The following is a 13,632-nucleotide window of genomic DNA, read 5'->3' as shown; positions in this document are numbered from 1 at the left end:
GCGCCAACAGCATTCAGCCGCCGGCGGGCGTCAGGTTCGCCAGGGCGTATTCGCTGACCGCGATCAGCGCATCGGTCGCCGATCTACGGTCGCGGGCATCGATGTTGATCACCGGGACGTGTTCGGCCAGGGTCAGCGCCTTACGCACCTCGGCGACGGGATACCTCGGCGCGCCATCGAATTCGTTGACCGCGATAAGGAATGGCAGCTGGCGGTGTTCGAAGAAGTCGACCGCGGCGAAGCTGTCCTGCAGGCGCCGGATGTCCACCAGGACGACCGCGCCGATCGCGCCGCGTACCAGGTCATCCCACATGAACCAGAATCGGCGCTGCCCCGGAGTGCCGAACAGGTAGAGCACCAGATCCTCGTCCAACGTGATACGGCCGAAGTCCATCGCTACCGTGGTGGTCCGTTTATCCGGCGTGGCCTCCACCATGTCGACGCCGGCCGACGCGTCGGTGACCATCGCCTCGGTTCGCAGTGGCATGATCTCCGAAACCGCGCCGACGAACGTCGTCTTACCGGCGCCGAACCCTCCCGCGATGACGATCTTCGTCGACGCGGTATTTCGCGGGTTGGGATGCGGTTGGGCCTCTCCCTCAGAGGGCTCGTAGGCCACGGAGCGTCCTTCCTATCAGTTCGCGGCGTTCATCGCGGGTCGAGCGTTCGGTCAACGTCTGGTTCACCCGAAGGTAACCCGAAGTCACCAGATCGCCGACCAACACGCGCGTGACACCGAGTGGTAAATCCAACCGAGCGGAGATCTCGGCCACGGATGGGCTCTTGACACACAGTTGGACGATCCTGCCTCGCACGTCGTTGGGTGGCCACCGGTGATACAGCGCCGACTGCAGCGTCTGCACCGGCGCTTCCAGCGGCAGCTCGACGCTCGCCTTGGTCCGTCCGGCCGTCAGGGTGTACGGACGGACCAGGCTCGCCTCAGCTGCGGGTGGCTGAGCCCCCAGTGGCCCCTCTGACTCGCGACTGTCCATCGCGGCTCACGAGTGTGTAGGAGCACGTCGCGTCGACTGGACGACGTTCCCCACCCGTTCGACAAGGACGGCCATTTCGTAGCCAATCTGACCGATGTCACACGACGTCGCAGCCAGCGTTGCCAGATGCGAGCCGTCACCGACCCGCATCAACAACAGGTAGCCGTTTTCCATCTCGACCACAGACTGCAGCACCTCGCCGCCGTCAAACAACTGCGCGGCGCCGGTGGCCAAGCTCGCCAGCCCCGACGACACCGCGGCAAGCTGGTCCGCCCGCTCCCGCGGCAGGTGCTCGCTGGCCGCGATCAGCAGCCCGTCGACGGATACCAGCACAGCGTGCGTCACCCCGGGAACCTCGCGGGCGAAGCTCGACACCAGCCAATCCATGGAGTTGTCCGAGCGGGCTGAATCGTAGGCATCGAAAGCAGAAGTCATTCGTGATCGGATCCTTGATCTGTGTCGCGGGCATGCGATCGTCCTGCACGAACGCCGCCGAAATGGCTACTCATCGAGGCGCGGATCGCCTCTGGGTCCCGCACCGCTGCCTCGTGTGCGGGCTTGCGTCTGGAATGGAATCCTCCGTTCGGTGCCGCTCCGTTGTCCTCGTCGGCCCGGTGGTGTGCGACGCCCGCGATGCCGTTCTGATCGGGCCCGGCGCCACCCGGCACCAGCCGGGCGCCGGGGTCACGCACCGGCAGGCCATGGTCGGTGTGGGCCTGCACGGGCACGTTGTCGACCTCGGCGGCCGCCGACCAACCGTGGTCCCAAACCGACTTCCAATCGAGGTCGGCGCTGCGTGCCAGATCGTGCGGGTCGACCAGCCATTCCGAGAGCATCCGCTGGTAAATCAGATCCGTCTCCCGCGAATGCCCCGACGGCGCGGCGGCTTCGGCGGGCCAGGGCTCGTCGACCTCCCGCACATCGAACTCTGCTGCCGGCTCCGGCGCGATCGGCTCGGCTTTGGGATGCTGCTGCCGGGCGAATCGAACCCGCGAGCCGAAGAACGACGACGTATTTGAAACGGGTTGCGCCGCAGGGAGTTCCGCAGTCTGCTCGACTGCTTCTTCTGGCCGGCGCAGGGCTGGCTCGTGCTGCAACGGCCGATCCGGCGGGTCAGCCGGGACACCGGTGATGCCGCTGGATCCCGGCCTGCGGCGCGGCAGCAAGGTGATCGGTGATTCGGTCGAATGGGAGCCGTTGCGCTCTGTAGCGTCGGCCAGCGCAGCAAGGTCTACCGAGTCGCCGTAATCCGCGGCAACGGCCGGCTGGTCGGTGGCTGCCGACGCGGCGGGGTGTGCCGCCGCGGTCCGGCGCGGCGCAACGTCGCCACCGTCTGCGCCGGTCAGCACCGTCGATGGCAGGTACACCTCGGCCGTGGTACCCGATCGCGCCTGCTCGATCGACGAACCGCGCAGCCGCACCCGGATACTGTGCCGGTTGGCCAGCCGGCCCACCACGAAAAGACCCATGTGGCGGGCACTGTCGGGAGTGACTTCTCCACCGGCCCGCAGTCGCATGTTGGCGATGCGCCGGTCGCCGTCGGTCATGCCCAACCCGGCGTCGACGATCTCGAGCAGAACCGCGCCGTCGCTGCGCCGTGAGGCGGAAACCCGGACTGGCGACGCGGGCGGTGAGTAGCGCAACCCGTTGTCGATCAACTCGGCGAGGAGATGAACGATATCGCCGGAGGCTACGCCGGTGATCGTGCAGTCGGGCACCATCGACGTTTCCACTCGCCGGTAGTCCTCAACCTCGGAGGTGGCGGCATTGATCGCCGACGACAACGGCACCGGTCCGCGTTGCTCTCCCCGCAAGCTCTGCGCGCTCGCCAGCACCAGCAGGTTGGCACCGTTGCGGCGCATCCGGGCGGCCAGGTGGTCCAGGCGGAACAGACTGTCGAGCCGATCGGGATCCTCCTCGTTGCGCTCCAGCCGGTCGATGAGCGAAAGCTGCTGGTCGACCAGTGAACGGTTGCGCCGTGACATGGTCTCGAACATGTCGTTGACCAACACCCGCAGTCGGGCCTCGTCACCGGCCAAGAGCAACGCCTGGGTGTGCAATTCGTCGACCGCGTGCGCGACCTGGCCGATTTCTTCGGTGGTGTGGATCGGCAGCGGCTCGGGCGGCGGTTCGTCGCCGGCCCGGGCGCGGGTGATCTCGCGCTCGAGGTCTTCGTGGGCGACCTTCAGAGCGCTGTCGCGCAGCACGCGCAGCGGCTGGATCAGCGAGCGGGCCACCACCAGCACGATCGCGAGTGCGGCGATGATGGCCCCCAGCACGACGACGGTGTCGCGGATCGCGGCATCGCGCCGATCGCGGGCCTGGTCCTCCACGGATTTCGTCACCAATGCGCTGGTGTCTTTGATCACCTGGGCGGCGATCGCGTCGGTGGTCTGCACCGAGTGGAGCAGTGCCGGGTTGTTGACAAGCAGAGTGGCCGGATCGGACATGATCGCCATCCGGGTCACCATCTGCTGTTGCAGCGTCTTGGCTTCCGCTGAGCCGACACCAAGCACCTCAGCCATCCCGAACAGCGTCGACGGCTCGGTGCCGGCCAGAGTGATCATCGACGTGCGCAGCTCGGGTTCGGGCAGGTCGGCGCCCCGGGTGATCAGCAGCTGCTGCATCATCATCTGGCCGCGGGCCCCGATCGCGCGGCTCAGTCCCTGCGCCGCGGCGCGGATCTTCACGTCGTCGACGCGTACCGATCCGTCCACCGCGTTCTCGGCGGTCAGCAAGATGGGAGCGTAGGTGGTCACCCGCTGCCGCAAACCGATGTTGTTCGACGCGACGCTGTCCAGCAACGCCTGCCCACCGTTGAGCATGGCGTTGACCCCTGCTCCGACATCGGCGGCAACGTCTGTTTCCGCCAGCCGGGCCTGCAGCTCGTGTTTGCGGGCGTCGTAATTCTTCTTCACACCCTCGACGTCGCCCCCGGTAGAGGTCGCCAGCAATGCGACATCAAGCGCCGACATGTATTTGGTAATGGCCGGAACCACCTCGACGCGATCGGCAGCTAAGCGGAGGTCGTGCGCATCGGTCAGCGCGCCCGCGATACGGAATCCCCCGAAAACCATCGCCAGCACCAAAGGCACCACCACAATGGCTACGACTTTCCACCGCACCGGCCAATTGCGTAGCGACCATGAGGCCGGCCGTTTCACCGTTGAGGACTCGGCGCCGTTGCCGTCTGCGGTGTCACTTTTGGTCGGCAGAATCGCCCGCCTGGCGCGGGCAAGCATGGTCACCGGACGACGTCCGTGCTGGTGACCGCTCCGCTGATATGCAGTGTTGGCGCGTCGTTCATGAGACTTCCTGCTGATTACACCCACAGTGACGGGCGGGTGATATACGCCTGGCAATTCTGCGAGTATGCCAGCCTGCGGCTGTGGAAACCACAATTCTTACTGAACAGACAGAGTCAGCCGACTTCCGCCAGACACCGCAAAGGATAGCCGAGCAAATTCTCTAACGACAGCTGTCATGATCGACAGATGTTCCGGCTGCTGTTCTACTCGCCGCGTATCGCGCCCAATACGGGCAATGCAATCCGGACTGCGGCGGCCACCGGCGCCGAACTGCATCTCGTCGAGCCGCTCGGCTTCGACCTGTCCGAACCCAAGCTGCGCCGAGCCGGGCTCGACTATCACGACCTGGCGTCGGTCACCGTGCACTCGTCACTGGATGCCGCCTGGAAGGTGCTGTCACCGCAGCGGGTGTTCGCCTTTACCGCGCATGCGACGTCGTTGTTCACCGACGTGCGCTATCAGGCCGGCGACGTGTTGATGTTCGGCCCCGAGCCCACCGGCCTGGACGCGACCACCCTGGCCGACGTTCACATCACCGACCGCATCCGCATCCCCATGCTGGCCGGACGGCGCTCACTCAACTTGGCCAACGCCGCCGCGGTCGCCGTGTACGAGGCGTGGCGCCAGCACGGGTTCGCCGGGGCGGTCTGATTACCAGCTGTCCCAGTGCGTGAGGCTCTCGGCGGGCAACCGCTTGGCCGGCCGGAAATCGGTGCCTTTGGTGTAGGCGATCGGAAACAGCCCACCCTGGCTGTACTGCTCGTACGGAATGCCCAGCACCTCGGCCGCCTTTTTCTCGCCGTCGCGAACCAGGTGCAGCGTCGTCCAGCAGGAGCCCAGGCCGCGGGAGCGCAGCGCGAGACAGAAACTCCAGACCGCCGGGAACAGCGACGCCCAGAACGAGGCACCGCCCAGCGGCGACGAGTCCTCCCGGCCCTCGATGCAGGGGATCAGCAGAACCGGTGCCTCATGCATGTGCTCGGCGAGGTAGGTCGCGGAATCCCTGACCGCACCCATTCGCTCCCCGCGGGTGTCGCCATCGGGGTATTCGGCTGACGGCGAGCTGAGGTACCTCCGACCATTGGCCAGGTAAATCTCACCGATAGCCTTTTTCTTGTCGGGGTCCTCCACGAACACCCACTGCCACCCCTGCGAGTTGGAACCGGTGGGCGCCTGCAGCGCCAATTCGAGGCATTCCATCAGCACGTCGCGGGATACCGGCTTGTCGAAATCGAGGCGCTTGCGGACCGAGCGAGTGGTGGTGAGGACTTCGTCAAAAGAAAGGTTCAGGGTCATGCCTGGAGACTACATTTGGCCGCCGAACGTGAACCTGTGGCGACTTTTTGGCACTTTCTTCAGGGTGAGCTTGGCCAACCGCTCCGCCACGACGGTGACTGCGCCACTGGCGTTTTGGACCTGACCACGGATCAATAACTAGGCGGCGCTCAACGCCCGCGCGGGATCCTTGTCCCGTCCACCTACCGCTGAGCTGTGACGGGCAGCGAGCGGTCGAGAGCTCTCCCCGATTGTGCCACCAAGGGCGCGCAGAACCAGACCGCGACTCCGACGAGAGCGATGCTGGTGAGAGCGGCAAGGTGGATGATCGCGTCGCTCCACGTGCTGCTCATTGCCATGTACATCGGCCACGACACGGCCACGACTGCGCCGATCGACGTCATGATGACCAGCGGAATCAGGAGCAGCGACCGTGCCCCGTGCAATCGGTCTTGGACTCGGGCGATGGCCACCGCGGGGACGAACGTGAGCATGGCACTGGCGAAGGCATACCAAATCGGCATCCAACCAAACGGCTGCAGTGACTGGCGACCGTAGTAGTGCCACAGTCCGGTCGCCATCCACGGTACTTCGAATGCCAGCACTCCCAACACAATCGAGAGGGCCGCAATCCAGACACCTCTTACGGTCAGTTTGCGGTCGTGAAAAAGGGGCACCAGGACCAGTAACACCAGCCCGAAGTAGGGGAAGTACGCACCGATCGCATAAAACGGCACGCCAAGTCCTTGGGACGTCCACGCCACGTGTGCACCCGCCTGGGAATGGGTGGCGTGCGACAGGTGGGCCAGCGTCGCCTCATTCACCACAGTGCCGCCACCGGCGATCGTGTACAGCAGCGGCTGCCAGCTTTTCCGCCGCCGCGAAATCCAGCTCGCCACGAGGACCGTCGCAAGTGCGGCCACCGTGAAGGTGATCTCGGCCACGGTCTGCCAGCCTTGCGGCATGGCGAACTGTTGTGGCTCCATGTAGTTCGGTACGCCATGCGGGATGCCGTCGAAATGGGTCATCGTTGAAGCTCACTCATCGTCACGGCGGAGGGTGTGAATGAAGTCATTCCACTGCCCTTCCTGGGGTCAACACCTCCGACTCGGCGCCGGCAGTTGTCGGTGCGGCGCGGCTCACGTGATGTCCCTTTCTTTGAAATGCGTTGTTAAGCTGATGTTCTCGCCGCCAGTCGCTAGGTTGCCGCGCCGGTGGGGACGACTGTCTTCTCGGCACCGCCGAGCCGGGGCTCGTACTTGGGGTATTTGCTCATCACCCACAGGTTGAAAGCTGCCCACCCAATCGTCGCCGCACCCATCAGAATGAACGGCGGTGTCCGGAAGTAGGGGTCCAAGAACGCCCAGGCACCGAACATCCCGATCGGGTTCAGCAGCAGGCACCAGTTCATCAGCATCGTCTGGCCCCGCATCGAACCCCGCCCGCACAGGAGAACGGTCGAAAACACCGGTGGCATCCAGGCGGTCACCGCGAACGCGATCAGGAACAGCGGGTCGTCGATGATGCTCTTGACGGTCAGCCACATCGCGGTAATACCGAGCAGCGCCCCGACGATGGCGGCACCGAATTGACGTTGGCTGAGCTTGGGCATCAGCTCCTGACGCCCGTAGCGGTACACCTGGAAACAGAGTGCGAATTCGATCGCCGAGGTGAAGATGAGCGCCACCGCCCAGCATTCCAACCACCAGTGGTGGTAGGTGCCGAACCAGCTGTTCCAATAGGCTACGAAGGTCGCGTCATGGATCGCAAAGAAGCCGACGGCGGCCAGCGGCGCCGGATAAGCGCTGTGCGCCTTCGCAGTCCGGAACGCCGAAACCAGGTACACGAACGTGGCGCCAAGACACAGAGTCATCAAGGCCATCACTGGAACGGTGCGGGTGTCTACTGAGTTCAGCACGGTCTGCGGGTCGTAGCTGGCGAGCAGGACGATCACGAGGTAGCTCCTTCATGCGGACACGCTTCAGAAACGTTGCCGCCAGAATGTTCCGACCACGGAGACGCCATTCGCCCACTTGTGGGCAGCGTTCACGATCTCTATTGATTGTAATCACTATCAATGTAGATCGGCTCGCGCGTCACGTGCAAGGGGGTCTCCGCATTATCCTGGGCATGTGGAAACCGGTGCCACCCCCGCCCAAGCGAAGCGGCGCAAGCGCTCCACCGAACAGGTGCGTCATCAGATCCTCACCGCGGCTGAAGAGCTGTTCTCGACTCGCGGCTACGCGGGAACGACGACAAAGGAGATCGCCCGCGCCGCCGAGACGACGGAAGCAGCGATCTTCCGTGCGTTCACTTCCAAAGAGGAGTTGTTCAACGCCGCCGTGCTGGCACCACTGGAGGAGTTCATGGCGCTCTACGCGCAGGACTGGCTTCCGGAACCGAGGCGGCATGGCACGCCTCAGGAAGCATTGCGGCAGTTCGCCCAGGAGCTCTACACCGTCGTGATCGATCACCGGCGGCTCTTTGCTTCCCTCGTCGCGAACGGCCTGGTCGGCAAGGATGCTCAGCCGGTGTTGGCACGCCTGGAGAAGGTCAGTGACGGTGTCAAGTACGAGCATGGATTGCAATGGGACACCCCAATTGCGGCCCGCGCGATGCTCTGCATGGTCATCAGCATGGCCATGTTCGAGGACGAGCTGTATGCATCCGGCAGACGCCCCAGCCGCAAAAGGATCATCGACGAACTTACCCGCATCCTCATTGGAGCAGCGGGTTTGTTGCCCGCCGGCGGGAAAGTCGGCCGGCGCAAATTGGCGTCGACCACGGACCGATCTACCGCCAAACCTGTTCACCGGAAACGAATTGTGTCATCGAGCGGCGATCTACGGAGCCACACGACAGGTGGCACTTCAAAACGGGGCACGCCTTGACCCGTTCCTGTTGTGTGGGTTACGTTGATAGTGTTTACTACCAATACTTGACCCCGGCCGCCAGCCCCTCCAGCGCAGCGCTGCCGGTCGCCAACGCCGCGTTATGGACTAGGTGAGGCGTCATCGTCGGCGAGGAGGAATCTGATGATCCCCCGCATTAACAGGGTCGGGGCATGGTGCGGCTTGGCCTTCCTCGTGATGTATCTGCTTGGCCTGTGGGTGTTCTCGGGCTTTGTGCCGGCGCATAACCCCGCGGCGAGCGCCGAGCAGATCGCAGCGATTTATCGTCGCAACACCACCGGAATCAAACTCGGAATGGTGTTCATCATGTTCGCGGCGGCGTTCTACCTGCCATGGGTGGTCACCTGGTCGGCGATGATCCGCGACATGGAGGGCGAATCGCGTTTCCTGAGCACGTGTCAACTCATCGGCGGCCTGGCCAGCAGCATGTTCTTCGTCCTGCCGGCCCTGTTCTGGCAAGTGGCTGCCTACCGAGCCGAGCGTGGAGCCGGAGATGTCCTGATGCTCAACGACATCGGCTGGATACTCACCGTGACCCCAGTGCCGCCATTCCTCGTCCAGTTCCTACCGTTTGCCGCAGCAATCTTGATGGACAGACGCAGAGCGGTCCTGCTGCCCCGCTGGTTGGGCTACGCAAGCTTGTGGGCGTGCCTGCTGTTCAGCCCCGCAGTCGCGGCCTACTTCTTCAAGTCCGGTCCGCTCGCGTGGAATGGACTCTTCTCGTTCTGGATTCCGCTGAGCACGTTCGTCGTCTGGGAGCTGGTCATCATCTGGCAAGCCTTCCGCGTCACCGGGGCTCCGCGGTCATCAGACGAGCGTGGTGGAGATACTTTTCGGCTGACGCACGAGGGACCCCTCTGGACGCCACGCGCATCGACTCATCAGACACCCGAACGCGTCCAGCCAGGACCGAACGCCGTCTAACTGGCGTACCGGCGCCCAACCGTAAAGGGGCTGGGGCCACACCAGTACCGCAAGTCAAGCGCCGTTACCGAACTGATCGACTACGAATGTCGACGGTGTATCGCGTCGCAAATTTCACTCTCGCCGTAGTTTCACGTTCGGCGAGCAGGTTCACCGAAAATCGCGAGACTTCGATCCGACCTTCAGGGTGAGCGTGGCCAACCGCTCCGCCACGACGGTGACTGCGCCACTGGCGTTTTGGACCTGACCACGGATCAGCAGTGCCGACGCCGTCTGCGCCAGCTTGCGGTGCCGGGCCCATACCCCCGGTGTACACAGCACATTGACCATCCCGGTTTCGTCCTCGAGGTTGATAAACGTCACCCCCTGGGCGGTCCCCGGCCGCTGCCGATGGGTGACCGCCCCGGCGATCAGTACCCGGTCGCCGTCGGGCACCGACAGCAGGGCGTCGGCGGGCAGCACACCCATCTCATCGAGATCCGATCGCAGGAACTGGGTCGGATAGCTGTCCGGGGAGATGCCGGTGGCCCACACGTCGGCGGCGGCCAATTCCAGCTCGCTCATCCCCGGTAATGCCGGAATGTGCGACGACGAGCCCACCCCTGGTAAGCGGTCTGGCCGTTGGGCGGCGGCCGCTCCGGCCGCCCACAGCGCCTCGCGCCGCGATATCCCGAAGCAGCTCAGCGCTCCCGCGGTGGCCAGTGCTTCGGTCTGCGGCACGGAGAGCTGGACCCGGGAGGTCAAATCCAGCAGCGAAGCAAAGGGGCCGTGGGCCTTCCGTTCCTCAACCATTTTTTCGGCCAGGTCATCTCCGATATGGCGGACACCGCCCAGCCCCAACCGCACTTCCATACCGGCGTTCTCCAGAGTGGCGTGCGCCAAGCTGGCGGCAACACACGGGCCGTGCACCGTCACCCCGTGCCTGCGGGCGTCGGCCACCAGCGACTGCGGCGAGTAGAAACCCATCGGCTGTGCGCGCAGCAGCGCAGCGCAGAACGCCGCCGGGTGATGCAGCTTGAACCACGATGAGTAGAACACCAGTGACGCGAAGCTCAGCGAGTGGCTTTCCGGAAAACCGAAATTCGCGAAAGCTTCCAATTTTTCGTAGACCCGGTCGATCACCTCGTCGGCGGCGCCGTGTATCCGCCGCATGCCGTCGTAAAACCGGCCGCGCAGCCGTCGCATGCGTTCCGCCGACCGCTTGGACCCCATGGCGCGCCGCAGCTGATCGGCCTCAGCGGCGGAAAAGCCCGCGCAGTCCACCGCGAGCTGCATCAACTGTTCCTGAAACAGCGGTACTCCCAAGGTTTTTCGTAATGCCCGCTCCATCGACGGATGGTCGTAGACGACCGGGTCGACGCCGTTGCGTCGCCGGATGTACGGGTGTACCGAGCCGCCCTGGATGGGGCCGGGACGGATCAACGCGACCTCGACCACCAGGTCGTAAAACACCCTCGGTCGCAGCCGCGGCAGGGTGGCCATCTGCGCGCGCGACTCCACCTGGAACACCCCGACGGAATCGGCACGAGACAACATTTCGTACACCGCGGATTCGGACAGGTCCAATTTGGCCAGGTCGACCTGGATTCCTTTGTGCTCGGCCAGCAGGTCGATCGCGTAGTGCAATGCCGAGAGCATGCCCAGCCCGAGCAGGTCGAATTTCACCAAACCGATTGCCGCGCAGTCATCCTTGTCCCATTGCAGTACGCTGCGGTCCTCCATGCGCGCCCATTCCACCGGGCAGACGTCGGCGATCGGGCGGTCGCAGATCACCATACCGCCGGAATGGATGCCCATGTGCCGCGGCAGATTCTGGATCTGGGTGGCCAAGTCGATCACCTGCTCGGGTATGTCGTCGATATCCGACGGCCGCGCGTTCCAGTGCGCGATCTGCTTGCTCCACGCGTCCTGTTGCCCCTGCGAGAAACCCAGGGCACGGGCCATGTCGCGGACCGCGATTCGCCCGCGGTAGGTGATCACATTGGCGACCTGAGCGGCGTAGTCACGGCCGTATTTGTCATAGACGTACTGGATGACCTTTTCGCGCTGATCCGATTCGATGTCGATGTCGATGTCGGGTGGTCCGTCGCGGACCGGCGACAAGAAACGCTCGAACAACAATTCGTTGGAAATCGGATCGACCGCGGTGACACCGAGGGCATAACAGACCGCCGAGTTGGCCGCCGATCCCCTGCCCTGACACAGAATGTTGTTCTCCCGACAGAATCGGGTGATGTCGTACACCACCAGGAAATAGCCCGGAAACGTCAGTTGCGCAATGATTCCCAACTCGCGCTCGATCTGGGCATACGCTTGCCGTGCCTGCGCCCGCGGCCCGTAGCGCCGCTCCGCCCCCGCCATCGCCAGCTCGCGCAGCCAGCTGTCCTCGGTATGGCCGGGCGGGACGTCGAACGGCGGCAACTGCGGGGCGATGAGCGCCAGGCCGAAGGCGCACTGCTCGCCGAGTTCGGCCGCGGCGGTCACCACATCGGGCCGCTGCGCGAACAGCCGCGCCATCTCCTCACCCGACCGCAGATGGGAGCCGCCCAACGGGGCCAGCCAGCCGGCCGCCTCGTCCAGCGACTGCCTGGCCCGTATCGCACCCATGGCCATTGCCAGTCGGCGACGCGACGGCGTAGCGAAATGGGCGCCGGTGGTGGCAACACAAGGGAGGCCGAATCGCATGGCTAATTCGGTTAATTCGGCATTGATTTCGTCGTCGAGCGGGTGGCCGTGGTGGGTCAGCTCAACGCTGACCCGGCCTGTGCCGAAACGGTCAACCAGGTCGGCCAACGCCGCCACGGCCGCATCCGGGCCGCCGGCTGCCAGCGCAGAGCGGACATGACCTTTTCGGCAACCGGTCAAGATATGCCAGTGGCCACCCGCCGCGTCGGCGAGCGCATCGAAATCGAAACGCAGCTTGCCTTTCTCGCCACCGGCCAGATGGGCCGCGGCCAGCTGCCGTGACAATCGTCGATAGCCTTCCGGACCGCGAGCCAGCACCAGCAGATGCGGGCCCGCCGGATCAGGCTCGTCGGTCCGAGCGCCGGGTCCAAGCGACAGTTCGGCGCCGAATACGGTATGCACGTCCAATTCCGCGGCCGCTTCCGCAAACCGCACCGCCCCGTAGAGGCCGTTGTGGTCGGTCAGCGCGATGGCGCGCAGATCCAGCCGCACCGCCTCTTCGATCAGCTCTTCCGGTGTGCTGGCCCCGTCGAGGAAGCTGAACGCCGAATGCGTGTGCAACTCCGCATACGCAACGGACGAGCGAACCGTCCGGTTATCGTCTGGCGGCTGGTAGCTGACCCGCTTGCGCGACAGTGGGACGTCATCGGCCGGCCCCCACACCGATGGCGTGCCGGAACGGCGCGGCTTTCCGGCGAGCACCCGCTCTATCTCCGCCCAGCCCGGCGGCCCGTTGCTGAAACCCACGCGCCCGAGTCTATCGAATATATGTTCGATACGCTAACGCATGTCAGCTGTTACCGAAGGGGTCGGTCATGCCGTTAACCCTTCTTGTCGAGGGCGTCGAAAGAGTCCATGAGTAGGGATTTCGCGGCACGCCACCGCCGGTCGACCGTGGCCTCCAGTCCCGGCAGCCGACGCAGCGCCAGACCGCGCGCGGTGGCCGTTGCGACATCGATCAGCGTGCGCCCAGAGTCGGTGTTCGCGAGGGTGGGCAGCACTTCGGCGATGAGCTGCGCGAGCTGGCGATCCAGGTCCCGACCGAGGTTTTCGATCGGCTGCCGCAGTTCGAGATCAGTGCGGGCGGCGGCCCAGAGGTCAGCCGCGGTCTGGAATGCGGGACCGGTGTGGATGTCCCACATTCGATCCAGCAGCGACTGCATGCGGCGACGCTCGTCGCGCTGACTGGTACGAATCTGCTCCCGGGACTGCTCAGCCAATCGCTGCGACAGCTGCCCGACGGCCTGTACGACCATGTCCACCCGTCCATCGAAGTAATGCTGTTGCGCCCCTTGAGAGACCCCGGCCCGTTCGGCAACCCCGCGCGTCGTCACCGCTGCGTACCCCTCGTCGATCAGGCAGTCGACCGCGGCGTCCAGCAACGCTGTACGCGTCGATTCCCTGCGCTCGGCTTGGGTCCGACGTTGGACCGGGGCGAATCGGTTCATGTATCAACGATAACATCTATACAAGTCAGTCGACTGAAATGTTTTCGAGGTAGATCGCCTTGTCGATGGTTGAGAAAAATTCTCAGAA

12 protein-coding genes are annotated in these 13,632 nt (G+C 64.6%); 3 read left to right on the top strand and 9 right to left on the bottom strand.

The features are described 5' to 3' along the window. Positions 1 to 13: 13 nt before the first annotated feature. From VNW74_RS21795 to VNW74_RS21780, 4 genes are read right to left on the bottom strand one after another with little or no spacing between them, the layout of a single operon-like run. The gene (locus tag VNW74_RS21795; protein WP_325680649.1) at positions 14 to 619 is read right to left on the bottom strand and encodes an ATP/GTP-binding protein; all 606 of its coding nucleotides are present in this window, start codon (positions 617 to 619) and stop codon (positions 14 to 16) included. Beyond that, complete coding sequence (locus VNW74_RS21790; RefSeq protein ID WP_325680647.1) at positions 600 to 992, bottom strand: DUF742 domain-containing protein; 393 nt, start codon at positions 990 to 992, stop codon at positions 600 to 602. The genes VNW74_RS21795 and VNW74_RS21790 overlap by 20 nt, the downstream gene beginning before the upstream one ends. A 6-nt stretch (positions 993 to 998) precedes the next feature. Continuing rightward, complete coding sequence (locus VNW74_RS21785) at positions 999 to 1,427, bottom strand: roadblock/LC7 domain-containing protein (protein WP_325680645.1); 429 nt, start codon at positions 1,425 to 1,427, stop codon at positions 999 to 1,001. Continuing rightward, complete coding sequence (locus VNW74_RS21780) at positions 1,424 to 4,240, bottom strand: ATP-binding protein (RefSeq protein ID WP_414686743.1); 2,817 nt, start codon at positions 4,238 to 4,240, stop codon at positions 1,424 to 1,426. The genes VNW74_RS21785 and VNW74_RS21780 overlap by 4 nt, the downstream gene beginning before the upstream one ends. 246 nt (positions 4,241 to 4,486) lie before the next feature. On the opposite strand from VNW74_RS21780, the gene VNW74_RS21775 reads away from it, so the two are divergent. Beyond that, positions 4,487 to 4,951 (top strand): tRNA (cytidine(34)-2'-O)-methyltransferase, encoded by a 465-nt coding sequence (locus tag VNW74_RS21775; RefSeq protein ID WP_325680643.1) that lies wholly within the window; start codon positions 4,487 to 4,489, stop codon positions 4,949 to 4,951. On the opposite strand, the gene VNW74_RS21770 is transcribed toward VNW74_RS21775, so the two are convergent. The 3 genes from VNW74_RS21770 to VNW74_RS21760 form a co-directional block, all read right to left on the bottom strand. After that, the gene (locus tag VNW74_RS21770) at positions 4,952 to 5,596 is read right to left on the bottom strand and encodes a nitroreductase family protein (protein WP_325680641.1); all 645 of its coding nucleotides are present in this window, start codon (positions 5,594 to 5,596) and stop codon (positions 4,952 to 4,954) included. Between the two features lie 182 nt (positions 5,597 to 5,778). After that, a complete protein-coding gene (locus VNW74_RS21765; RefSeq protein WP_325680639.1) occupies positions 5,779 to 6,603 on the bottom strand; it encodes a hypothetical protein in 825 nt (274 codons plus the stop codon). Between the two features lie 170 nt (positions 6,604 to 6,773). Next, on the bottom strand, positions 6,774 to 7,529 hold the full coding sequence (locus VNW74_RS21760; protein WP_325680637.1) for a hypothetical protein: 756 nt from the start codon (positions 7,527 to 7,529) through the stop codon (positions 6,774 to 6,776). Between the two features lie 178 nt (positions 7,530 to 7,707). Between VNW74_RS21760 and VNW74_RS21755 the strand changes: the two genes are divergently transcribed. Both VNW74_RS21755 and VNW74_RS21750 read left to right on the top strand, forming a co-directional pair. After that, positions 7,708 to 8,466, top strand: a complete 759-nt coding sequence (locus VNW74_RS21755) for a TetR/AcrR family transcriptional regulator (RefSeq protein ID WP_325680635.1) — start codon at positions 7,708 to 7,710, stop codon at positions 8,464 to 8,466. Between the two features lie 144 nt (positions 8,467 to 8,610). Next, positions 8,611 to 9,411 carry a hypothetical protein gene (locus tag VNW74_RS21750; protein ID WP_325680633.1) on the top strand — a complete coding sequence of 267 codons (801 nt, stop codon included), beginning with the start codon at positions 8,611 to 8,613 and terminating at the stop codon, positions 9,409 to 9,411. Between the two features lie 150 nt (positions 9,412 to 9,561). Here the strand turns inward: VNW74_RS21750 and VNW74_RS21745 are convergent, their stop codons facing one another. Both VNW74_RS21745 and VNW74_RS21740 read right to left on the bottom strand, forming a co-directional pair. Continuing rightward, positions 9,562 to 12,843: an error-prone DNA polymerase gene (locus VNW74_RS21745; RefSeq protein ID WP_325680631.1), complete on the bottom strand. Its 3,282-nt coding sequence runs from the start codon at positions 12,841 to 12,843 to the stop codon at positions 9,562 to 9,564. A gap of 74 nt (positions 12,844 to 12,917) precedes the next feature. Beyond that, a complete protein-coding gene (locus VNW74_RS21740; RefSeq protein ID WP_325680628.1) occupies positions 12,918 to 13,544 on the bottom strand; it encodes a TetR/AcrR family transcriptional regulator in 627 nt (208 codons plus the stop codon). Positions 13,545 to 13,632 lie beyond the last annotated feature (88 nt).

The sequence above is a fragment of the Mycobacterium sp. genome (assembly GCF_035570115.1).
Classification (GTDB): domain Bacteria; phylum Actinomycetota; class Actinomycetes; order Mycobacteriales; family Mycobacteriaceae; genus Mycobacterium.
Note: the sequence above shows the minus strand (reverse complement) of the source record. Positions and strands in the feature narration are given on the sequence as shown.

Coding starts and splice junctions, on each gene's coding strand:
- VNW74_RS21790 (WP_325680647.1), bottom strand. CDS start 992: ATGGACAGTCGCGAGTCAGAGGGGCCACTGGGGGCTCAGCCACCCGCA.
- VNW74_RS21785 (WP_325680645.1), bottom strand. CDS start 1,427: ATGACTTCTGCTTTCGATGCCTACGATTCAGCCCGCTCGGACAACTCC.
- VNW74_RS21775 (WP_325680643.1), top strand. CDS start 4,487: ATGTTCCGGCTGCTGTTCTACTCGCCGCGTATCGCGCCCAATACGGGC.
- VNW74_RS21770 (WP_325680641.1), bottom strand. CDS start 5,596: ATGACCCTGAACCTTTCTTTTGACGAAGTCCTCACCACCACTCGCTCG.
- VNW74_RS21765 (WP_325680639.1), bottom strand. CDS start 6,603: ATGACCCATTTCGACGGCATCCCGCATGGCGTACCGAACTACATGGAG.
- VNW74_RS21750 (WP_325680633.1), top strand. CDS start 8,611: ATGATCCCCCGCATTAACAGGGTCGGGGCATGGTGCGGCTTGGCCTTC.
- VNW74_RS21740 (WP_325680628.1), bottom strand. CDS start 13,544: ATGAACCGATTCGCCCCGGTCCAACGTCGGACCCAAGCCGAGCGCAGG.